The organism is Kitasatospora sp. NBC_00374, assembly GCF_041434935.1.
Classification (GTDB): Bacteria; Actinomycetota; Actinomycetes; order Streptomycetales; family Streptomycetaceae; genus Kitasatospora.
The window spans coordinates 8,611,130-8,632,767 of the sequence record NZ_CP107964.1 but is presented as its reverse complement, the minus strand read 5'-3'; the positions used below and the strand labels follow the sequence as shown (position 1 = coordinate 8,632,767).

Genomic DNA, 21,638 nt, shown 5'->3' with positions numbered 1-21,638 from the left:
ATCATGTGTGGAGCCAGATGAGGAGGGCTGCCGCGGTGACGGTGCCGAGATAGACATAGCCGCGCTTGTCGTAGCGAGTCGCGACGGCTCGGGAGTTCTTCAGCTTATTGATGGCCCGTTCGACGGTGTTGCGTTTCTTGTACCGCTCCTCGTCGAAGCCCGGTGGCCGCCCACCTCGTGAGCCCTTGCGCAGGCGGGCGGCCCGGGTGTCGGCCTTCTCCGGGATCGTGTGCCGGATGCCCCGTTCGCGCAGGTAGGCGCGACACGGCCCGTTGCTGTAGGCCTTGTCGGCGGCCAGGCTGTCGGGCTTCTTGCGGGGCCTGCCCGGGCCGATCCGGGGAACACGGATCTTCTCCAGCACGGGCTCGAACTGCGTGCAGTCCGCCCGCTGCCCCGGGGTGACGACCAGAGACAGTGGGCGGCAGCGACCGTCCGCGCTCAGGTGGACTTTGGTGGTGAACCCGCCCCTCGAGCGGCCCAGGCCCTCGCGCGTGCTGGTGGGCACGCACGATCGTGGAGCCGACCGAAACGTCCCAGTCGATGTCGTCGGCCGCGTCCGCTCGGCCTGGACCTGCTGGAGCAGACGCTCCCAGGTCCCGTCAGCCGACCACAGCCGGTGACGCTCGTAAACGGTCTTCCACGGCCCGAACCGCTCGGGAAGATCACGCCACTGAACACCCGTCCGTACCCGGTGCAGAATCCCATCGATCACCTGCCGATGGTCCCGCCACCTGCCACAACGCCTGTTGCTGACCGGTAGGAACGGCCTCAGCCGTTCCCACTCCTCGTCCGTAAGATCACCCCGCCCACGCCCGGACCAACGAGCGAGACAGGCGAGGTCCTAGCCGTCTCCGCACCAGGCGGCGACCGGCCCGTCCGGAAACGCCGACGGCCTGAACCTGATCTCGGCGGAGGGCGCCGCGGTCGCCCTGGTGGGCGAGGCGTAACCGCCCCGGTTTCATCCGACGCCGCTTCACCGCCCGCCAGTGACCGGCCGTTCGGCGCGGGACGCCGGGCGGGCCGTGGCTCAGACGACCAGGACCCGGCGTCCCCGGGTGTGGCCGGCGCGGCTGTCCGTGTGCGCCGCCGCTGCCTCGGTGAGCGCGTACGACTTCTCGACCGGGATGTGGAGTCGGCCCCGGGAGATGAGGTCGACGGCCTCGGCGAGCGCGTCCGGCACGCTCCCGGCCACGCCGGAGAACCGGACGCCCAGCTGCGGCGCACCGAGGTCGGCGATGGAGACGACCTGGCGCGGGTCCCCGGTCAGCTCGACGAGTTCGCGGATCACGCCCGAGCCGGCCAGGTCGAGGGCCGCGTCGACCCGGCCCAGGTGCCGGACCCGTTCGACCCAGCCCTCGTGGTAGGTCGTGGCGAGGGCGCCCAGGCCGCGCAGGTAGTCCTGGTTCGCGGCCCCGGCCGTGCCGATCACCGTGATGCCGCGCGCGCGGGCGATCTGCAGCACCGCCGACCCGACGCCGCCGGACGCGCCGCTGACCAGCAGCGTCTGCCCGGGCCGCACGCCGACCTCGCGGATGATGCGCAGCGCGGTCTCCACCACCGACGGGTACCCGGCCGCCTCCTCGAAGGCCAGTCCGTCGGGCATCCGGGCCCAGGCCGACAGCACGGCGAATTCGGCGTAGGTGTCGGCGCCTTCGCCGAACACGCGGTCGCCGACCTCGACCCCCTCGACGCCCTCGCCGACCTCGTCCACCACCCCGGCGGCGTCCAGTCCGACCCCGGCGGGCAGCTCGACCGGATGGGCTCCCAGGACCTGGCCCTCCCGGATCCTCCAGTCGACGGGGTTGACACCCGCCGCCCGTACGGCGATGCGGATCCGACCGGGGCTCGCGTGGGGCTTCTCGGCTTCCACCAGTTGCAGGACCTCGGGACCGCCGAACTCGGCGAAGCTGATTTTCCTCATGCGGTCGAAGATAGCCATAACCGTTAGTGTTTCACAACGGTTTCGGATTCATACCTGGTAGTGTCAGATCATGACCGAACCGTCCGGACGCCGCGAACGCAAGAAGGCCGCGACCCGTCAGAAGATCGCTGACACCGCGCTGCGCCTCTTCCTGGAGCGCGGGTACGACGCCGTGGGCATCCGTGACGTGGCGGCCGAGGCCGACGTGGCCGTCACCACCGTCTTCGCCCACTTCGCCTCCAAGGAGGCGCTGGTGTTCGAGCGCGATGAGGACTTCGAGCAGCGCCTCACGCGGGCGGTGACCGAGCGGCCTGTGCACGAGCCGCTCATCCCGGCGCTGCACCGCGAGGTCCAGGCCCTGGTGCGGCACTGCACGGCGGAGGGCAGTGCCCCCGTCCGACGCATGATCGAGGGTTCACCCGCCCTGCGGGAATACGAGGAGTCGATGAGCCTGCGTCACGCGCAGGCGCTGGCGGCGGCGCTGGCCGCCGATCCCCACCTGTCCCGGAGCGCGACGGCCTGCCGGGCGACCGCGCGGTTCGCCATCGACGCCTACGCGCTGGCCTGCCGGGCGGACGATCCCGGGGCCACGGTGGACGAGGTCTTCCGGATGATCAAGGCGGCCTGGGAAGCCACCGCGCCCTGAGCCGGGGACGCCGGCGCGCTGCGGCCGGCGCCGGGGCACGACACGTGCGAGTTGCCCTGGGCCGCCCGTACCGGACCTGTTCGCCCGATCATGTGACTACCGCCAGCCTGGGTCGTCGGCTCGGGCGTCGGGTGGACTGCACCCAGTTCGAGCTCGTGCTGGAGAAGATCCGCGTCCCATGTCCCGAGCCGGCCGACCCCGAAAGACGCCCGGCAGCCTGGCCGCCGACAAGGCCAACAGCAACGGACCGTGCCACGACCACCCGCGCAGGCACTCCATCCGGCACACGATCCCGGAGAAGACCGGCAGTCAGGCCGCCCGCCCGCGGGAGGACTCCCCCGTGGCAGCCCTCGTCATCTGGCTCCATACATGATCGCCCGGACAGCTCCTAGACGATCAAGTCCTATGTCGGGGCGGGGAGTCGCCGAAGTGACGATTCCCCACGAGTGGGGCTGCCTCCCGCGTTCGGACTAGCAGATCAGCGGACTGAGGTTTCGGCGGTGACGCGGGCCCGGGCCCGTTCGATCTCGTTGATGTGGGCTTCCGTCCATTGCCGGAGCGCGGTGATGGGCCCAGCAAGGCTCTGGCCGAGCTTGGTCAGGTCGTACTCGACCTGGGGCGGGATGGTCGGGTGCACCGTGCGGGTAATGAAGCCGTCAGCTTCGAGGCTGCGCAGAGTCTGGGTGAGCATCTTCTGTGAGATGCCCTCGATGCGTCGGCTCAACTCGGTGTAGCGCATCGTGCCTTCGAGGAGGGCGTCTACGACCAGGATCGTCCACTTGCCGGCGATGTGGTCGAGGACCTGGCGCGTCGGGCACTTCGCAGAGTAGGCGTCGGCTGGCAGTCCGGAGGAGTCCACCACAGTCTTCATGGTGGGAGAGTAACGCACAAAAAGGTGCCCTCTTTCTACTGGAGAGAGACTCTCCAATAGTGAGTGTCATGAAGAACCAGACGCTCTCCGTCGCGGACGCGATCCGTACCCGCCGCACCGTGCGCCACTACCGGCCCGATCCGATTCCCGAGGCTGCCCTGTCCTCGCTGCTTGAGCTCGCCGTTGAAGCGCCTACCAGTTGGAATCTCCAGGACCGGTCGATCGTCGTCGTGGCCAGCGACGAGGCGCGTGAAGGACTCGCCTGGGCCACCGGCGGACAGCCGCAGCCGCAGGAGGCCCCCGTCGTGCTGGTCTTCGTCGCGGAGCCGCAGTCCTGGCGTGACGACCACAGCGATATCTACGACCGGGCCCGGCGCGATGGAGCATGGAACGACGACTTCATCGCCATGTTCTCCGCGGCGTCAACAGCGTTCCAGGAAGACCTCGACAAGCGCGGCCTGCTCCGCGAGTACGCGGTCAAGGACGCAATGATCGCGGCCTCGTTCGTAATGCTCGCCGCGACCGAGATGGGCCTGGCAACGTCGCCGATGAACGGCTGGGACGAGGACAAGGTGAAGAAGGTGATCGGGATCGAGGACCGGGGCGACCTGGTCATCGCACTGCTCGTGTCCGTCGGCTACCCGGCGGAGGAACGGCGCCATCCTGGCCGGCGTCCCCTGGAACACAACGTCTTCTACGAACGGCACACTGCACAACAGAGCACCGCACACCAGGAATAGAGATCCTGCCCAACTCCGCGTCCAGGGACGGCAAGCAGGGTGTCCAGGATCGATCTGTGAAGAATGACCTGGACACCCTGCTGGCTGAGCTTTGCCCTGCGACGTGGACACCCCTGACACTTGGATCTTGTAGATCCAGGAAGGGAAGTCCAGGTGGGACGTCCGTCGAAGTACTCGGACGAGTTCCGTCGTGATGCCGTCGCGCTGTACCGGTCCTCGGAGGGTCGGCGCACGTTCGCGGCGGTCGCGAAGGAGATCGGGGTCAACCACGAGACCCTGCGGAACTGGGTGAGAGCCGCCGACGCTGAGCCGGCTGCGGCCGGACCGGCGCTGAACGCCGACGAGCGGGCCGAGCTCGCGAGGCTGCGCAGAGCCGAGCGGGAGTGACAGGCCGAGAAGCGCGTCGATTCTCATACCTCGTAGCCGAGTTAAGGATCACGTGGAGGCCGCCCCGGCGTCCGCTGAACTCCCGTACGGGTGACGCGTCCGACCGCCCGTTCGAGGCCAGAGGCTGAATGGCAGGCTGTGGTCCCTCATTGATCACAGCCACAGTGGATGAGCTGGGGCGTTCAGGCTGGGGATAGCACGGTGGCACAACGGGACCAGACCCGCAGCTGGATGAAGTCGTGGCCTGGCCGGATCCTCTACCTTATCTGTTCATCGTTCGTCGCCACGGGCGCGGAGTCCGTCGTGGCGCGCTGCCTGGCCACCGCGATCATGGTCCTGGTGCTCTTTGAGATGGCCCGGGACGGTATCCGCTATTTCAGGGCCTGGCGACAACGGCGCGACCACTCGAACCAGATCCAGGGCTGATAGCCGCCCGACGCTTGCTGGAGTCCAGCCATCAACACCAGAGCCAACCAGTGCGCTCCGTAAGGACAGCAGGTCCCACAGACAGTTCGAGCTCAGACGTTAAACGGCAAGCTCAGGCCGGTGCGTTGGTGTCGTAGAAGGCGCGGGCGGCGAGGCCGATCCACTCGGGGCGTTCCCAGGAAGGCCAGCGGGTACGGGCGTTCTTGTCGATGGTGGCGGCCGTCTCGTCGGCGGTGGCGCCGCTCTCGCGCAGCCGCAGGGCCTCGTCGCGGACGTAGGCGAGGTAGTCGCGGACGTCGTGGATGAGCGAGGCGTCGGTGACCTCGCCGTGGCCGGGAACGACGGTCTGCGGGGCGAGTGCGGCGAGCTGGTCGAGCACGCCGATCCAGCCCGCGCCGTCCACATCGGTGTCGTGGGGCGGGAAGTACGGCGCGATCGGGAAGATGCGGGTCTCCAGCAGATCGCCGGCGAACAGCACCCGGCCGTCCACAAGGACGATCTGGTCGGAGCCGGTGTGCGCGGGGCCGACCTCGCGCAGCAGCACGGTACGGCCGCCGAGGTCGATCTCGACCTCGCCCTCGTAGACCAGATCGGGGTCGACCAGTTCGACTCCTTCGAGTTCGGCGGCGACTGCGGGGCTCAGACCTTTGAACATGCCGAGATAGCCGGCTCCCTTGCGCCGCAGTTCGGCGCGCTGGCTGCTGTTGTAGACGATCGTGGCGGCTCCCTTGAACGCCTGCGCGCCGAAGCCGTGCTCAGGATGGAAGTGGGTGAGGGTCAGGTACAGGCGGCGGTCGCCGGCCAGGCGCCGGGCCTGTTCCAGCACCAGCGCGCCGTTGCGGGGGCCGATGCCGGTGTCGATGACCAGCGCGGCCTTCTCCCCGAGGACGATGCCGACGTTGGGGACCAGCTCGACGCGGTGGTCCGGGATGACGAAAACGCCCTCGGACACCTCGACGGGAGCTCCCGTTACGACGGGCGGGGGGCCCTGCAGGACATCCGGTGCGCCGTCGGAGGCGAGAGGCGTGGGGTCGGTGGGGTGCATGGCACGAACTCCAGATCTGAACAGCGTTGAGATTGAGTCCGAGCGTATCACCCAATCTGAGCACTGTTAAGATGGGGGCATGGCGAAGAAGCGATATCACCACGGGGACCTGCGCGGCGCGCTGCTCGACGCGGCGGAGGCCCTCGTACGAGAGCGGGGTGCCGACGGCTGGTCGCTGCGTGAGGCATCGGCGCGGGTCGGTGTCAGCCCGAGCGCCGCCTACCACCACTTCGGCTCGCGTGACGCACTCGTATCCGCCCTGTCCGAGGTCGTGCTGGCCCGGCTGGGGAATCGCCTGCGCGACACCATGGACGCGGCGCCGGAGCAGGGTCCCGAACGCCTCGCCGCATGCGGGCGCGCCTATGTCACCTGGGCCGTCGAGGACCCGGCCGTCGCCCGGCTCGTCTTCCGCGGCGGCGCCACAACGGCGCAGTCCGCCATCTCACCCCACCCGCACGACGTGCTCACCACCGAACTCGACCGTCTGACCGACACGGGCCACCTGCCCCCGGGAGCCCGCCCGGGCGCCGAATTCGTGGTCTGGGCCGGCATCCACGGCCTGGCTGTCCTGCTCATCGACGGCCTCGTACACATCGACGACCGGCAAGGCGTCGAACGTCAGACCGAACGTCTGGTCCTCGCCGCCTTCAACGGCCTGGCGCGGGAAGCCGCCCCTGCGCCGGACCGGCCCATGCCCACCACCACGCACACGCGGCGCCTCACCCAGAGCCCGGCCCCCAGCCCCGCACCGCACACGCCCTCACCCTGAAGACCCAGAGAAGGGCACAGGCCGGAAGGGGGCACCCCGGAGGCAACGGCAGTCCCCCGGGGGCGGTGCGCCGTGGAACTCCACGCTGGCAGCGAGCCGGGCGGATTGCGCAGACGCGCCCGGTCCATGCTCCCGGCCACGGCACCGATCCCTCGATCACCCCGAAGTCGGCACACCGCGGTTGAACGACGACTCGAGGCGGTCATGGCCGGAATCCGGATCCCGAGAAGCGGACCCGGCATGCCCAAGGACGTCTGACCAGGAGGAAGAAACACAGGTGGACTTGGCTCACAACAGGAGGGGCTGGGCCTTACGGGGCTCCGCTCCCACTCCGTCGCGAGGGCGACACAGGCCCTCGGGAGAGGGAAGACCCCGGGCGGCAGGGCAGCGTGGTCCTGTCCCCCGCCGCGACCGCGCGTGGGGCGGGCGCTCGCGAGGCTGGTTCGCGGTCTGCGCGATACTCGCGCTCGTCACCACCACCCTTACCCTCGCCGGCCCGGTGGCCGCGCCCGCCCACGCCGTCCCCGCGATGAACGGGGCGGTGGCCCAGTTGAACATGCGGGGCCAGAGCGACTGGACCAATGGCCAACGCGAGTCGCGTTGGCATACCGCCGTCAGAGCAGCCCTGAACGACAGGGATGTGGGTGTACTGGCTCTGCAGGAGGCAGGCAACGAGCGATGGCGACCACCAAGGTCTATCTGCAGCCCGAGAAGAAGGTCGCGGAATCCACCATCGTCATCGACTCGTCCCCCTATACGTGGCTCTTCGAGTCCCCCATGGGTGACGACGATCTGGACAACCGAACTCCTCAGGACGTCGGCAACGTTCTCGTGGTCGGTGACTCGATCAGCAACGGGTACGAGGGCAACTCCACCTGGCGCCGGCGCCTGTGGGACTGGCTCCGGCAGGAGAGCGTGAAGGCGACCTTCGTCGGTCCCTTGACCGGGACCCACGTGGCGGACGAGCCGCACGCCCCCGAACCGCCTTCGGCCACTCAGCCTCCTAACGATCAGGAGCCGGATCCCGCCGGGTTCGCCGGCGTCTACGCCTCGAACTCGCCCGCGGAGTTCCTCGCCACGGGATCGCGCCACTACGCGATGTGGGGCCGTCAGCTGGGTCAGAGCACCAACACCATCACCTCGGTCATGAACCAGCTCAAGGACCACCAGCAGCTTCCCGACGTCGTCCTGGTCGAGCTCGGATTCAACGACATCGGGTGGCTCGGCGCGGGCCCCGGCCTCGTCCCCACGATGAAGCAATTCATCGACAACGTCCGGGCCGTCAACCCCAACGCCCGCATCGTCGTGGGCAACGTCCCCCACCGCACCACCCTGGGCAGCGCCAACCCGCAACTGCCGCAGCGCACCACCGACTACAACGAGGCCCTCGCCACGGCGCTCCCCACCTGGAGCACTGTCACATCCCCGGTCGCGCTGGCCGACATCGACGCCGCCTACGGCTGCGATCCAGCCGCCAGCACCTGCGAGTCGACGTACGACGGACTGCACCCCAACGCCTTGGGCGAGTACCGCATCGCCCGCGCGTTCGGCAGCACGCTGCACCGCTCGTTCGGCATCGGCGGCGAAGACCCGAGAGAACCGGCGGCACTACTGCCCTTCGGCGTCGTCACCCCGGCCAACCTGCAGTTCGACGGCACCCAGCAGGGAGTTACCGTCACCTGGTCGAAGATCCTCGGCGCGCACTCGTACGACATCGAGTGGCGCGACACCACCGGCGACCCCGACGCCGCCTGGAGCCGTCCTCCACCCCGGCCAACCGGTTCGACCTCTCCTGGCAGTTCAACGGCCAGCCCAACGAAGGCCACACCTACCAAGTCCGCGTACGAGCCGTGGCCGGGAACACGGCCGACCGGAGATCCGACTGGTCGCCACCCGTCGGCGGCACCGCACACCCCACCACCGCCGCGCCGCCGGAAACCGTCACCGTGACGCCCGACGCGGGCGCCATCAACGTCACCTGGACCCCGGCCACAGGCCCCCACACCGACACCATCACCCGCTACGCCCTGTGGGTGTACGACCAGGACACCCCCCTCGTGTGGTCCACCATCCACGGCTACGACCCCTCCACACACTCTGCCCGCGTGGAAGGGCTCACCCCCGGACACCACTACGTCGCCTTCGTCTGCACCTGGAACGCGGCGGGAGAGGGCAACCCCCGCATCCCCGACCCTGTAGTTGTCCGATAGCCGCACCGTCTGACTGATCATTTCAGAATGAGGTTCGGAGGCGTCGTCAGCAGATGCGGCCCCGCCCGGATACCGGGTCGACGAGGAAGCCTGCGCCGCCGCCCGTCACGCCCAGGCATCTGCTCCGGCCTTCTGCTCACGGCACCCCGGGCTGGGGCAGGGCCGTCCAGCACTGCCCTGCCCTGCCCGTGTCTCGGTATCGGTATCGGAGTCAACCACGAGCGAGTGGCTGGCCCGCCGCGGCAGCCGGTGCGCCTTCTGCGGCGCCACCGGGGCGGGCCGCCGGTCGCGACGTCGCTCACCCGGCCGGGTGGCTGGTTGCGGATCAGCGCGTCCGCTGGTCCCGGGACAGCCGGGCGGGGTCGGCCTCGGTCACGGCCGTCCTGTGGTCCAGCTCCCAGCCCATTCCGTACGCTGCGGCGAAGGAGTCCGCGCCCAGCGCGGCCTGTGCGCTGCGGGTGACGTCGCGCACCTGCGGGTCGGTGCGGTCGTGCGTGCCGCGCAGGCGAGAGGCTACGCCGAGCCGGACCGCGGCTTGGTGATGCAGTTCGAGTGCGTCGGCGAGGGCGGCCGTATGGACCGCCACGACGGCCAGGATGGGGAGGTCCCGGGTCCGCAGTGCCGCCGCGTGGGCCGTCGTCAGCGCCTTCTGCGCGCCAGTCGGGTCGCCCGTCCGCAGTCGGAACGAGGCGCGTGCGGTGCCGATGAGCGTCCGTGCGTGGTCCCCGGGGAAGGGGATGTCGTCGGGGAGGTCCCTTTCGGCTGTGTCGAGGAGTTCCCGCGCCCGTTCCAGCTCGCCGAGCCGCACTCGGAAGCCGGCCTCCCACGCGTCGACCAGGAGCCGCATCGCCGGAGCTCGCGTGCGCAGCGCCCGCTGCCGGGCCGAGTCGATCAACGCGATCACCAGGTCGGTATCCCCGCGTCGTATGTGCAGGTCGATCCAGCGCAGGTCGCCGAAGACCGTGTCGGCGAGGTTGAGCGTGCCGAACTCGTCTGTCAGTGATCGGGCCTCGCGCAGGTCGGCGAGCGCGCCGTCGAGGTCGCCGTCGTACTGCCGTAGCCGGGCCCGCAGCGGCAGGGCCTCGGACTGGCCCCAGCAGTCGCCGACTTGCCGGAAGCAGGCCAGGGCCGCCTCCACGTCGGTGCGCGTTCGGTCGAGTTCGCCCGCGTTCTCGGTGAACTGGGCGCGGAAGATGCGGGCCAGCCCGGCCAGCCACACGTCGTCGCCGTCGGCCAGCCGATCGATGATCGCGGGTGTGGTCTTCTGTCCCTGTGTCCTCTCCGCCTGTAGGAAGGCGAGAGGGAGCGCGGCGAGCGCGCCGTACGGGCCGGGCAGCTCCGGATATGCGAGCAGCCGGTCGGCCAGTTCGAGGATCCCGGCCCGGGCGTCCGTGGCCTCCCCGGTCGCCGTGACGGGCCGGGTGTCGCCCCGGTTGAGCAGGTATATCGCGTGCGCGCAGTCGCGCTCGGGCGTCGGCCCGCTGCCGGGCACCGCCAGCGCCTTGCCCAGCCAGTGGGCCGCGTCGGAGGTCCGGCCCAGCATCTGCCAGTACCAGGTCAGATCCAGGCCGAGCGAGAGCGCGCCGGGGGCGTCGTTGGTGTCGCATCGCCGGCGCAGGGCGGCGAGCGTGTTGTCGTACTCGGCGCCGATCACACGCACCGCTGCCGACTGAGCGGGCCCGCGCAGCTGGGGGTCGTAGCGGGCCATCAGACCGGCGAAGTGTCCGGCGGCCAGGTCACGGACGGTGCCGAGGCCGTTCGTGCCGGCCAGCCGCTCCGTGCCGTACTCCCGCAGTGTCTCCAGCATCCGGTAGCGGCCCGGCTCGGGTGCGAGCTGCAGTAGCGACCGGTCGACCAGGGCCGCGAGCAGGTCGGGGACGTCCGAGGCGGGCACCGCCGTACCCGCGCAGACGGCGGTGGCCGAGGCCGAGGTGACACCGCCGGGCAGGACCGAGACGCGATCGGCGACCATGCGTTCGTGCTCGCTGAGCAGGTCCCAGCTCCAGGCGATGACCGCGCCGAGGGTCCGATGGCGGGGCAGCGCGGTCCGGCTGCCGGTGGTGAGTAGCCGGAACCGGTCGGACAGCCCGTCGGCCAGCTCGGGCAGCGACAGCGTCCGCAGCCGGGCCGCGGCCAGTTCGAGGGCCAGCGGCATCCCGTCCAGGCTGCGCACCACCTGCCGGATCTCGGGCAGCGTCGCCTCGTTGACCTCGAAGCCGGGGCACACGGCTGCGGCCCGCTCGGCGAACAGGCGTACGGCCTCCGCCCTCCGGGCCTGCTCGACATCGTCGCCGGGGCCGGGCAGCGTGAGCGGGCCGAGCGGCACCAGCGCCTCGCCGTCGACCGCGAGGGGCTCGCGGCTGGTGGCCAGGACGCTGAGCCCGGGGCAACGCGAAAGCAGCGCCGTGACCAGGTGGGCCACGGCGTCGATCAGGTGCTCGCAGTTGTCCATGAGCAGCAGGCTCTCCCGGCCACCGAGCCGGCCGACGAGTACGTCCACTTCGTCGCCCTCGCCCCGGGTCCGGGCCTCGATCGCGCCGCCACGCAGCCCGGTCCCGGCGAGCAGGGTCACGCCCACCTTGGCAGGCTCGGTGACCGAGGCGAGGTCGATCATCCAGGCTCCGTCGCGGTACCCCTGGCTCCGGCGGCGGGCGGCCTCGACGGCGAGCCGGGTCTTGCCGGCACCACCGGGACCGATCACGGTGACCAGACGGCCCGCAGCGAGCAGCGCGTCGATCCGGGCGAGGTCGTCACGGCGCCCGACGAAACCGGTCAGCGGCGCGGGCAGGTGGTCGGCCGCGGTCCGCGAGGGGCCGGCGGCCGGGGCCGGCTGCTCGGCGCGCAGCAGGCGCGCGTGGCGGTCGCGCAGGGCGGCGCCCGGGTCGGTGCCGAGTTCGGCGGCCAGGGTCTCGCGGACCTGCTCGTACCGGGCCAGTGCTTCGGCCCGGCGGCCCTGGGTTGCGAGCGCGTCCAGCAGCAGCGCGGCCGCCCGCTCATGGACGGGGTGGTCGGCGAGAAGTGCGGTCAGCCGGGCGGCGGCGGCATCGGCACGGCCCAGGGACACCTCGGCGTCGGCGAGGGCGACCACAGCCTCGACCGAGGTGTGGGCCAGCCCGGTCGCGACGGCGGGTGCCACCGGGGCGACGGCCGTCGGCTCGGTGCCCGGGTGATCGCCCCACAGTGCCACGGCCTCGCCTAGCACGGCTGCCGCGGCATGACGGTCGCCGGCGCGCAGGCGGTCCCGCCCGACGGCGGCGAGCCGCTCGAACCGCAGCGCGTCCACGTCGGACGCGGCCACGTCCAGCCGGTAGCCGCCCGTGGCCCGCGTGACGTAACCGGCCGAGCCCAGGGTCCGGCGCAGCCGTGAAACGAGGGCCTGCAGGGCGTGGGCGGGGTCGGCCGGCGGCTTTTCGGCCCAGATCGCGTCGACCAGCACGCCCTGTGGGACCGGGCGACCGCCGGCGAGGGCCAGCCGTATGACCAGAGCCTGCAGCCGCGCCCCCGCGACGGGCAGGACGGCGTCACCGCGAGTCGCCTGGAACTCGCCGAGCAGCGTGATGCGAAGCCGCGTATCGCCGTCCATTCCCCGATCTTCCTGTACGCGAGCCTGAGTCCCCAAATTGCGCCGACCTGGCTTCCGGTCCGGCTGTCGGCACGACCGCGTCAGCGCCGTGTGAGCCCCGTGTGAGCGGCCCGCGTCACCGTTCGAGTGCCTGTCATTCCGCAGGTGCCGGCCTCACTTCGCCGGGCGGTCAGTTCCCTTAAGGAGCCAGCATCATGAACAGCCCTGTCACGATCATCGGCGCCGGACTCGGCGGGCTCGTCCTGGCCCGCGTCCTGCACGTCAACGGCATCCCGTCCAGGGTCTACGAGGCCGATCCCTCCCCGGCCGCGCGCGAGCAGGGCGGAATGCTCGACATCCACGACTACAACGGGCAGCTCGCCCTCCAGGCGGCGGATCTGATGGACGATTTCCACGCGATCGTCGTCGAGGGGCGCCAGACGATGCGGGTCCTCGACACGGACGGGACCGTCCTGACGGACAGGGCCGACGACGGCGGCGGCCGCCCCGAGGTGATGCGCGGGGAGCTGCGACGGATACTGCTCGACTCGCTCCCGGCCGGCACCGTCCGGTGGGACCACAAGGCCAGCGACGTCCGTGCGCTCGGAAAGGGCAGCCACGAGGTGACGTTCGCCTGCGGGTGCACCGTGGTCACGAGCCTGCTGGTCGGCGCGGACGGCGCGTGGTCACGGGTCCGCTCGCTGCTGTGCGACGCCACCCCCGAGTACGCCGGCACCTCGTTCGTCGAGACCTACCTCTTCGAGGCCGACACCCGGCACACCGCTGCCGCGAAGGCGGTCGGCGGCGGGTCGATGATCGCGCCCTCGCCGGGCAAGGAGATCTTCGCCCACCGGGAGAGCGGGGCCACCGTGCACACCTACGCGCAACTCACCCGGGAGCGGGACTGGTTCGCCGCCATCGACTTCACCGATTCCGCCACCGCCACCGCACGGATCGCGCAGGAATTCGAGGGCTGGGCGCCGGAACTCACCGCGCTGATCACCGACACCGACACCCCACCGGTACTGCGCCCCCACTACGCCCTGCCGACCGGGCTCCGGTGGGACCGGGTGCCGGGCGTGACCCTGCTCGGCGACGCCGCCCACCTCGCGGCCCCGAACGGCGAGGGTGCCAACCTGGCCATGCTCGACGGCGCCGAACTCGGCCAGGCCCTCGCCGCGCACCCCGACGACGTCGAGGCCGCGCTCGGCGCGTACGAGGAGGCCATGTTCCTGCGCCCCACCGAAGAGGTCATGTTCGACGGCGCCGAGGTCCAGGGCATCGACTCCGAGGGCAACACGGCTCAGGGCCTGGTCAACATGATCAACGAGCAGGGCCGGTGAGCGCCGTGTACGACGTGGCGATCGTGGGGGCCGGCCCGGTGGGACTGTTCCTCGCCTGTGAGCTCGGCCTGGCGGGCTGCTCCGTCCTGGTGCTGGAGCGGGAGCCGGAGCTCCGCTCCCCGTGGAAGGCGGACCCACTCGGGATGCGGGGCCTGTCCGCCGCGTCGGTCGCGGCGTTCCACCGCCGCGGCATGCTGCACCCGCTGCTGACGGCCTCGGGCGTCGCCGACGTCCCCGGTACGGACTCCGACAGGGACGAGCCGCAACCCCCTCGAAGCGCGGGCCACTTCGCCGGCCTGATGCTCGATCCGGCCGACATCGATGTCACCGCCCTGCCGTTCCGGTTGCCCGGCCCGGCGTCCGAGGGCGTGATGACGAACCTCGAAGCGGTCGAGACGGTGCTGTCCGAGCGGGCGGCCGAGGTCGGTGTGGAGGTCAGACGCGGCGTCACGGTCTCGGGCATCACCCAGGACGACGAGAGGGTGGTCGCGCGGGCCGGTGAGCACGAGTACACGGCGCGCTGGCTCGTCGGCTGCGACGGCGGCCGCAGCGCGGTGCGTGGGCTCGCGGGCTTCGACTTCGTCGGCAGCGAACCGCGGTTCACCGGCTACGTCGTGCTCGCCACCGTCGCCGATCCCGAGAAGCTGCGCCCCGGATTCCATCTGACGCCGACGGGCATGTACCTGCGGACGCCGGCGAAGGACTACATCGGCATGCTGGACCCCGACGGCGGCGCCTTCGACCGCTCACAGCGGCCGACCCGCGAACATCTCCAGACGGTTCTACGCCGGGTGTCCGGCACCGACGTGACGCTGAGCGAGGTCCGGCTCGTCTCGACCTTCACCGACCGGGCGATGCAGGCGACGACGTACCGAAAGGGACGGATCCTGCTCGCGGGGGATGCCGCGCACATCCACTCGCCCCTCGGAGCGCAGGGACTCAACCTCGGTATCGGAGACGCGATGAACCTGGGTTGGAAGCTCGCGGCGACCGTACGCGGTCACGCCCCGGGCGGGCTTCTCGACACCTACACCTCGGAGCGCCATCCGATCGGCGCCGGCGCGCTGGACTGGACGCGCGCACAGACCGCGGTCATGACGCCGGACGCGCACGGTCAGGCGGTCCAGCAAGTCATCCGTGACCTCATCGGGACACGGGACGGAACGACCTACGTGTTCACGAGGGCATCGGGGACGTCGAACCGCTACGACCTGGGCAGCGAGCACCCGCTGATCGGCCGTGACGCCCCGGACCTCCGTCTGGAGGACGGCACCCGCCTCGCAGATCTGATGCAGGACGGACGGGGCGTCGTACTGGATCTCACCGCCGACCGCTCCCTGCACGGTCCGGCCACGCGCCGCAAGAGCCGGATCCGGTATGCGGCCGGGCCGGTGCGAAACGACCTCGGACTGCGTGCCGTGCTGGTCCGGCCCGACGGCACGGTCGCCTGGGCAACCGCCGACGACCCCGACCACACGCAGTTCGAACAGACCGCGGACCGTTGGTTCGGTGCCGCCGACCGCTGAAAAGGGCTCACCGACTCTGACTGCCGGTCCGGCTGCCCGCGCCAGCCGCCACGGGTAAGCGGCCTGCAAGGGCTACCTCCCTCGTAGCCTCCCCCTGCCCCGGGATTGTTCCTGCCAGCCTTGGGCAGGCACGCTCTCCTCGCCGGTCGGGGGTGTCCGGGTCAGCCGGTCGTGGTGGTGAAGGGGCCGTCGTTCGCGAACACGAGCTTGGCGAAGTTCTCGCCGATGCGCTGGTGCCCTTCGGGGCTGGGGTGGATCGCGTCCGGAAGCGGGAACTCCTCGTGGTCGCTCTCGCCGTACAAGTCGCGTCCGTCGAGGTAGTGGAGGTTGGGGTCCTCGGCGGATCGCTGCTTGACGATGTCGGCCAGGACGTCGCGGACGATCGTGAGCGTCAGCCGTCCGGCGGCGGTCTCGGCCGGGTCGCCGGTGGCCTTGAACTTGAGGGTTCCGCTTGAGAGGTCCGGCATGAGGGGGCCGGGGGTGTTCTCGTGGGTCGGGCACAGGACGGGGGAGACGAGGAGCAGGCGGGTTGTGGGGTGGCCCTCGCGGATGGTGTCGAGAAAGCCGTGGATGGCGGGGGCGAAGGCGCGCAAACGCATGGTGTCACTGTTGACGACGTTGATGCCGAGCTTGACGCTGATCAGGTCGGCGGGGGTGTCACGCATAGCACGTGCGGTGAACGGGTCCACCAGTGCGCTGCCGCCGAATCCGAGGTTGATCAGTTCCACACCGCCTGTGGACGCGGCCAGGGCGGGCCAGATCGTGCTGGGGAAGACGGCGTTCGAGCCGTGGCTGATGGAACTGCCGTGGTGCAGCCATACTCTGCGCCCGTTGTCCGGCGCCGGCTCGACGGGGGCGTTGGTGTGCAGGGCGATGACCTCGGTGATCTCCGTGTGCGGGAGCCAGATCTCGATGTTCTTCTCGCCTGCCGGGAGGTCGGTGAAGTGGGCGGTGCCCGCCGGTCCCGCGGTGAACTCCGCGGTCTGGGTCTGAATGTCGGTGATCGTGCGGAGGTTCCCGCCTTCCACGGTGGACTGGGCGGTGAGCCGGCCGTCGACCAGCAGGTCGTACACGCCGTCCGGTGGGGGCGGGAAGCCCAGGTAGACGCGCTTGGTGGGCAGGGCGTCCAAGTCGATGGTGGTGGCGCTGGTACGGAAGGCCAGCCGGACCCCGGAGGGCTGGGCCTCGGCCACGGCCAGCAGGTCGTCGGGGATCTGGCGGCGCGCCCAGGCCGGCAGCCGGTGCGGCAGCAGACCGTGCGCGGTCTTCTCCACGTCGAGGTGCCCGCGTAGAAAGTCGGCGGTGATGGGGGTGGTGATCAGGTTCTGTTCGGTGCTCATGGCCTTGAGCCCTCTGGTCCTTTCTGGGTGAGGGTGGGGAGGGGCGTAGGGAATCGGGGTCGGTGTGGGGGAACGCCGGCCGGGTGACACATGGCCGGTCAGGGGGTGGACCGGCTCCGCAGTGCGGTGTCGAGGGTGTCCAGGGTCCAGGCCCAGGACTGCTGTGCGGCGATGTCCGTGTGGTCGAAGGCGCCGGCCGCCTCCAGGGCGGCATAGCCGTGGAAGACGCTGCCCAGCATGCGGACCGCGTGCGTCTGGTCCGGCTCCGCCAGGTCGTAGCCGCGCAGGATCGCCCGTGTCATCTGCGCGTGCCGGACGCCGGCGCTTGCCGCGGCGGTCTGCGGGTCGAGCCGGTATCGGGCCGCTTCGTACCGGCCGGGGTGCGCGCGGGCGTAGTCCCGGTAGGCGTTCGCGAAGGCTGTCAGGGCGTCCTTGCCCGCGCGTCCGGCCACGGCGTCGGCGACCCGGTCGGCGAGTTCCTCCAGCGCAAACAGCGCGATCCGGGTCTTGAGCTCGTGGGAGTTCTTCAGGTGCGAGTACAGGCTCGCGGGCTTCACATCGAAACGCCGGGCGAGCGCCGACAGGGTCACCTGGTCGAAACCGGCTTCATCGGCGAGTTCCACACCGGCGAGCGTCAGCCGCTCCGGGCTCAGTCCTGCCCGAACCACAACCATCACCTACTCTCAAATTTGCTACGTCGAATATGCATTAACCTACAAGGTATAGGCAAATCGGCGCACTCCCCAGCGAGGGTCGTGGCGATGCGCCGAGGCGCTCACCGGCCCCACCACCCCGGGCCGTCGCCCGCGTACAGTCGACCAACCTCCCCGCTGCGAGACCGGCCCCGGCCAGCTCGCCACCTGGGGGCCGCGCCACCACCGACCAGGCTGGTGCCTTCGGCTTCGCCTGGAACCGCACCGGCCAGTCCAGCAAGACCATCACCTTCGACTGGTCCGGGCAGGACCGAGGCCCCCACGATCGAAGCGGGCACGCTCGCCCGGGAGAACCGGGACTCGCGCGCCACAGCCGTGCGGTACGCCAGCAGTACCACCGAATACGACGTGATCCGAACGCATGCTGGCCACCAGCTATCCGTCTCGACCTGGGGATGGAACGGCATACCGGTGGTTGACGCTGCGGCGGCGCAGGCCCGGGCGCACCCCCCTGTACGCAGGCGTGCCGCGCGATGTCCACACTGGCCCCGTCGGCTCGATGAGTCTGCGCACGCCTGGAATCCGTCAAAAGCCCGGGCGCCGGAGTCGCACGGTCGGCGCAGCCGCGGAGGCGCGCACCACCGGTCGGCAGCGGCCGACACCGCCGCCGCAGTGCTTCGGGCGCGCCGCGGATGGTGTTCGCCGGTCAGCGCCTCTGCGCAGGCCGCCGTTCGATCCGTCCTCGCGGTCTTCGCCGCCGCCCTCGTCGACCCGTGCGCGTAGCCGGGTGCGGTTGTGTCCCCGGTGCGCCGGCCGAATTTTCCCTCCGGGCCTCGTAACGCGCTGCCGGGCCTCACGCGTCTACCTCCCGGACGACGGCACCGGAGGGGACGGCACGTGATCGGCATCAGACAAGGGGCGGAGAGCCGACGGGAGTTCGAGGAATTCGCTCATACAAGGGGAACCGCGCTCTTTCGGACGGCACTCCTGTTGTGCGGAGACTGGCACCTGGCAGAGGACCTCACTCAGAGCGCCCTCGCCCGGATCTACGCCTCCTGGGGACGGGTGAGACGGGCCGACAGCCCGGACGCGTACGCGCGCAGCGTCCTGGTCCGCACCTACCTCTCGCACCGGCGCCTGCGGCGTTCAGGCAAGCGGCCCGCCATGGGCGAACTGCCGGAGCGGCAGAGCGTCGAGGAGACCGCCGCCGCACTCGCTCTGACCGTCGGCGCGGTGCGGGCCCGCAGCCTGCGGGCCCTGAACCGGCTGCCGACGCAGCTGGGAGAACAACTGATCGACCTCGGTGGGTAGCCGCACCGCGCGGCCGGACCCGCCGGCTCATCGTGAATGACGACTCATCGTGAAGGACCCAGGAGAGGACGAGGAGCATGGACGGAATGGACGAATCGGACCGGGACGGGAAGACCTGCGAGAGGTGCTCGGGCAGGTGGTCGGCGGGGCCACACCGGACCTGGCGGCGCTGGTCGCCGGCGCGACCGCCGAGGGAAGGGCGATCCGCCTGCGACGACGGGTAGCAACGGCGGCCACAGTCACGGCGGTCGGCACGCTGGCGGTCGGCGGCGTGCTGGCGCTGCCGCACGCGCACCCGCAGGTCGCACCGGCGACGACCGCGGCCGCCCAGCCGCCCGGCCCGGCCACCGGCAACACCACGGCCAGCACGGTGCCGCTGACCGGGCGGGCGGCGGTCGGGAAGCTGATCGCGCCGCTCCCGGCCGGCTCGCCGATCGGCGCATTCAGCGGGCGCGACAGTCTGCCTGACCAGAGCCGGCCGGAAGCGCGGGGCGAGGTCACCTACGACGGCGGCCACGGGTCCGCGGCGGTCGGGGTGGTGGTCGAACCGGGCTGGACCCCCGATCCGAAGCACGCGGCCGGCGCCGACGACTTCTTCGCCTGCGCCTCCCGCGGCCCACTGGCCTACTGCCGGACCACCGTGCTGCCGGACGGCGGCAGGCTGCTGGTGTGGGAGGGACGGGTCTTCACCCAGATCCAACGCGGTGCCGACCTGCTGCGCGCGGACGGCGTACGTGTCGCCGTCAGCACCACCAGCCTCGTGACTCCTCCCCCGGCTAAAGCCGGGGGCTTCTCGCTATGCCGGTACGGCTTAGCGACGGACCAGCCCGGCCCGTAGAACATTGAGTGCTCCCACGGTGTCAGCGTGCGCGTGGTGGCCGCACCGCTGACAGTGGAACTTCTCCTGTGCGGGCCGGTTCTCCTTGGCGACGTGCCCGCATTCGGGGCAGGTCCGGGAGGTGTTGCGGGGGTCCACGGCGATCAATTCCCGTCCGGCACTTTCAGCCTTGGCGTGCAGGACCGCGAGGAACACCCCCCATCCGGCGTCGGCAATGCTGCGGTTGAGTCCGGCCTTTGAGGCGGACCCGTTGGGCAGGAAAACGCCCGGCTGATCGGGGTCGGGCTTCGGCTTGGGGGCCTTGCTCATGTTGCGGATCTTGAGGTCTTCGTGCGCGATGAAGTCGTGCGCGCGGACCAGTCCAAGGGCGGTCTTGTGGGCGTGGTCGAGGCGTTGGCGGCGGACCTTGCGGTGGAGGTCGGCGACCTTGGCCACGGCCTTGCGGCGGCGGTTGCTGCGCCGCTTGCACCGGGCAAGGGCCCGCTGTGCGGCTTCGATCTTCGCGGCGACGGTGCGGGCGTGGCGCGGGTTGGGCACGAACTCGCCGTTGGAGTCGGCAAGGAAGTTGGCTATGCCCAGGTCGATGCCGACCACGCTGCCCGTCGCGGGCAGCTGCTCGGGCTGGTCCTGCTCGGCGGTCAGCACGACGAACCACTTGCGGCCCTCGCGCTTGACACTGACGGTTCTGACCTTGCCGACCACGGCCCGGTGCTGATTGACCTTGACGTGTCCGACGCCTTGGAACCGGACGCGAGTGACGGGGTCGTGCGGGGTGGAGTCCCACCGGCAGCCGTCCCCGTCTTTCGGGAACTCGACCGTGTCGAACCAGTTCACACCCCGGAACCGGGGGTAGCCGGGCGTCTCACCGGACTTGACCCGGCGGAAGAACGCCGCGAACGCCTTGTCGAGACGGCGGAGAGTCGCCTGCTGGGAGGAGAACGACCACCGGCCCTGACGCTCCGGGTCGAATGCCCGGATGTCCTTGAGCTGCGCCGACTGCATCCCGTACTTGACGCTCGTCTTCGACGGGTGCCGGTAGGCGTCGCGGCGTTCCTGCAACGCCCCGTTGTAGAGCGAACAGTGATCCCGCAGCATCTCGGCGAGTGCCTGTGTCTGACCCACGGTGGGCCGCATGAGGAACTTGTACGCTCGGATCATCCGGTCCACCCCCTCCCGGTGCTGACGATTGATCATACTACGCTTGGCCCATGTCACCACGTTGGGAACCAGACCCCGATATACGGCGGGGAAACCATGTCATCTACAACCTGCACGCACACTTGGTGTTTGTCACCAAGTACCGGCGTGAGATCTTCAACGACGAGATGCTGACGCGCTGCGAGATGATCATGCGCGACGTGTGCGACGGCTTCGGCGCGGAGCTGCGGGAGTTCAACGGCGAGGGCGACCACGTCCACCTCCTGGTGCACTACCCGCCGAAGGTCTCCGTCTCCAAGCTGGTCAACAGCCTCAAGGGCGTCAGCTCCCGCTACCTGCGGGCCGAGTACACCGGGCGCATCAACCGGATCGGCATGGGGTCCGTCTTCTGGGCACCCTCGTACTTCGCGGGGTCCTGCGGCGGCGCACCGCTCAGCATCGTCAAGGACTACATCGAGAACCAGAAGCGCCCCGTTTGACCGTCACCACGGAGGCGCAGAGACCTCCGGCGCTCCGCGCCTCCGTGCCAGGGATCGCATTCCCGCCCGGCCTGAAGGCCGGGATTCCCTGCGAAGATCAAGGATGGAAGACCCGGCGCGAGACCGTCCTCACCGAGCAACCGCCCCTGAGCCTGGAGAAGTTGGAGGCCATCGTGCGCGATCCCACCTGGACGGCCCGGATCGACGAGCGGGAAGCCTCCCGGGCGGCCACCGAGATCGTCCCTTACACGGACCAGCGTGTCGCCTCTGCCGCCTCGACGCCCTGACGCGCCCACAGGTGGCCCGGTCCGTCGAGTCTCGAACGGCGTGCAGGGAGCTACTCCGTGAGTGCCGAGCAGGGGCGCTCAGCGCACCACGCTGTCGGGGCCCCGTCGTCAGCGGCTACAGCCTGC

The 21,638-nt window shown here is 70.5% G+C and carries 20 protein-coding genes and 1 pseudogene; 13 read left to right on the top strand and 8 right to left on the bottom strand.

Annotation, left to right across the window (positions count from 1 at the left end; translation table 11 throughout):
* Window position 1 precedes the first annotated feature (1 nt).
* Window positions 2-793, bottom strand: a pseudogene (locus OG871_RS37895) (IS5 family transposase); the annotation flags it as partial.
* Window positions 794-1,027: 234 nt separating this feature from the next.
* Window positions 1,028-1,921 carry an NADP-dependent oxidoreductase gene (locus OG871_RS37890; RefSeq protein ID WP_371503073.1) on the bottom strand — a complete coding sequence of 298 codons (894 nt, stop codon included), beginning with the start codon at window positions 1,919-1,921 and terminating at the stop codon, window positions 1,028-1,030.
* Window positions 1,922-1,991: 70 nt separating this feature from the next.
* Between OG871_RS37890 and OG871_RS37885 the strand changes: the two genes are divergently transcribed.
* Window positions 1,992-2,567: a TetR/AcrR family transcriptional regulator gene (locus OG871_RS37885; protein ID WP_371503072.1), complete on the top strand. Its 576-nt coding sequence runs from the start codon at window positions 1,992-1,994 to the stop codon at window positions 2,565-2,567.
* A 478-nt stretch (window positions 2,568-3,045) separates the two neighbouring features.
* Here the strand turns inward: OG871_RS37885 and OG871_RS37880 are convergent, their stop codons facing one another.
* Window positions 3,046-3,438: a winged helix-turn-helix transcriptional regulator gene (locus tag OG871_RS37880; RefSeq protein ID WP_371503070.1), complete on the bottom strand. Its 393-nt coding sequence runs from the start codon at window positions 3,436-3,438 to the stop codon at window positions 3,046-3,048.
* 68 nt (window positions 3,439-3,506) lie between these two features.
* Between OG871_RS37880 and OG871_RS37875 the strand changes: the two genes are divergently transcribed.
* The 3 genes from OG871_RS37875 (at window position 3,507) to OG871_RS37865 (ending at window position 4,991) form a co-directional block, all read left to right on the top strand.
* The gene (locus OG871_RS37875; RefSeq protein WP_371503068.1) at window positions 3,507-4,178 is read left to right on the top strand and encodes a nitroreductase family protein; all 672 of its coding nucleotides are present in this window, start codon (window positions 3,507-3,509) and stop codon (window positions 4,176-4,178) included.
* A gap of 153 nt (window positions 4,179-4,331) precedes the next feature.
* Window positions 4,332-4,565, top strand: a complete 234-nt coding sequence (locus OG871_RS37870) for a transposase (protein ID WP_371503066.1) — start codon at window positions 4,332-4,334, stop codon at window positions 4,563-4,565.
* Between the two features lie 201 nt (window positions 4,566-4,766).
* The gene (locus OG871_RS37865; protein ID WP_371503064.1) at window positions 4,767-4,991 is read left to right on the top strand and encodes a hypothetical protein; all 225 of its coding nucleotides are present in this window, start codon (window positions 4,767-4,769) and stop codon (window positions 4,989-4,991) included.
* Between the two features lie 112 nt (window positions 4,992-5,103).
* Here the strand turns inward: OG871_RS37865 and OG871_RS37860 are convergent, their stop codons facing one another.
* On the bottom strand, window positions 5,104-6,036 hold the full coding sequence (locus OG871_RS37860) for an MBL fold metallo-hydrolase (protein WP_371503063.1): 933 nt from the start codon (window positions 6,034-6,036) through the stop codon (window positions 5,104-5,106).
* Window positions 6,037-6,115: 79 nt separating this feature from the next.
* Here OG871_RS37860 and OG871_RS37855 point away from each other — a divergent pair, with 79 nt between their 5' ends.
* From OG871_RS37855 to OG871_RS37845, 3 genes are all read left to right on the top strand, one after another.
* Window positions 6,116-6,805 carry a TetR/AcrR family transcriptional regulator gene (locus OG871_RS37855; RefSeq protein ID WP_371503062.1) on the top strand — a complete coding sequence of 230 codons (690 nt, stop codon included), beginning with the start codon at window positions 6,116-6,118 and terminating at the stop codon, window positions 6,803-6,805.
* 678 nt (window positions 6,806-7,483) lie between these two features.
* The gene (locus tag OG871_RS37850; RefSeq protein ID WP_371503060.1) at window positions 7,484-8,755 is read left to right on the top strand and encodes a GDSL-type esterase/lipase family protein; all 1,272 of its coding nucleotides are present in this window, start codon (window positions 7,484-7,486) and stop codon (window positions 8,753-8,755) included.
* Window positions 8,752-9,015 carry a fibronectin type III domain-containing protein gene (locus OG871_RS37845; protein ID WP_371503058.1) on the top strand — a complete coding sequence of 88 codons (264 nt, stop codon included), beginning with the start codon at window positions 8,752-8,754 and terminating at the stop codon, window positions 9,013-9,015. Before OG871_RS37850 ends, OG871_RS37845 begins: the two co-directional genes overlap by 4 nt.
* A gap of 325 nt (window positions 9,016-9,340) precedes the next feature.
* Here OG871_RS37845 and OG871_RS37840 read toward each other — a convergent pair whose 3' ends face one another.
* Window positions 9,341-12,598 (bottom strand): BTAD domain-containing putative transcriptional regulator, encoded by a 3,258-nt coding sequence (locus tag OG871_RS37840; protein ID WP_371503056.1) that lies wholly within the window; start codon window positions 12,596-12,598, stop codon window positions 9,341-9,343.
* A 194-nt stretch (window positions 12,599-12,792) separates the two neighbouring features.
* Between OG871_RS37840 and OG871_RS37835 the strand changes: the two genes are divergently transcribed.
* Together OG871_RS37835 and OG871_RS37830 are read left to right on the top strand one after the other, a co-directional pair.
* On the top strand, window positions 12,793-13,920 hold the full coding sequence (locus tag OG871_RS37835; RefSeq protein ID WP_371503054.1) for an FAD-dependent oxidoreductase: 1,128 nt from the start codon (window positions 12,793-12,795) through the stop codon (window positions 13,918-13,920).
* Window positions 13,921-13,925: 5 nt separating this feature from the next.
* Window positions 13,926-15,446: an FAD-dependent monooxygenase gene (locus OG871_RS37830; protein WP_371503522.1), complete on the top strand. Its 1,521-nt coding sequence runs from the start codon at window positions 13,926-13,928 to the stop codon at window positions 15,444-15,446.
* Between the two features lie 161 nt (window positions 15,447-15,607).
* On the opposite strand, the gene OG871_RS37825 is transcribed toward OG871_RS37830, so the two are convergent.
* Window positions 15,608-16,786 (bottom strand): GDSL-type esterase/lipase family protein, encoded by a 1,179-nt coding sequence (locus OG871_RS37825; RefSeq protein ID WP_371503053.1) that lies wholly within the window; start codon window positions 16,784-16,786, stop codon window positions 15,608-15,610.
* 98 nt (window positions 16,787-16,884) lie between these two features.
* Complete coding sequence (locus tag OG871_RS37820) at window positions 16,885-17,454, bottom strand: TetR/AcrR family transcriptional regulator (RefSeq protein ID WP_371503052.1); 570 nt, start codon at window positions 17,452-17,454, stop codon at window positions 16,885-16,887.
* A 975-nt stretch (window positions 17,455-18,429) separates the two neighbouring features.
* Here OG871_RS37820 and OG871_RS37815 point away from each other — a divergent pair.
* The gene (locus OG871_RS37815; RefSeq protein WP_371503050.1) at window positions 18,430-18,750 is read left to right on the top strand and encodes a sigma factor; all 321 of its coding nucleotides are present in this window, start codon (window positions 18,430-18,432) and stop codon (window positions 18,748-18,750) included.
* Window positions 18,751-18,874: 124 nt separating this feature from the next.
* Complete coding sequence (locus tag OG871_RS37810; RefSeq protein WP_371503048.1) at window positions 18,875-19,588, top strand: hypothetical protein; 714 nt, start codon at window positions 18,875-18,877, stop codon at window positions 19,586-19,588.
* Here OG871_RS37810 and OG871_RS37805 read toward each other — a convergent pair.
* Window positions 19,562-20,746 carry an RNA-guided endonuclease InsQ/TnpB family protein gene (locus tag OG871_RS37805; protein WP_371503047.1) on the bottom strand — a complete coding sequence of 395 codons (1,185 nt, stop codon included), beginning with the start codon at window positions 20,744-20,746 and terminating at the stop codon, window positions 19,562-19,564. The two genes, OG871_RS37810 and OG871_RS37805, sit on opposite strands and share 27 nt — an antisense overlap.
* 50 nt (window positions 20,747-20,796) lie before the next feature.
* Between OG871_RS37805 and tnpA the strand changes: the two genes are divergently transcribed.
* Complete coding sequence (gene tnpA / locus OG871_RS37800) at window positions 20,797-21,225, top strand: IS200/IS605 family transposase (protein WP_371502971.1); 429 nt, start codon at window positions 20,797-20,799, stop codon at window positions 21,223-21,225.
* Window positions 21,222-21,512 (top strand): hypothetical protein, encoded by a 291-nt coding sequence (locus OG871_RS37795; RefSeq protein ID WP_371503046.1) that lies wholly within the window; start codon window positions 21,222-21,224, stop codon window positions 21,510-21,512. The genes tnpA and OG871_RS37795 overlap by 4 nt, the downstream gene beginning before the upstream one ends.
* Window positions 21,513-21,638: the final 126 nt, after the last annotated feature.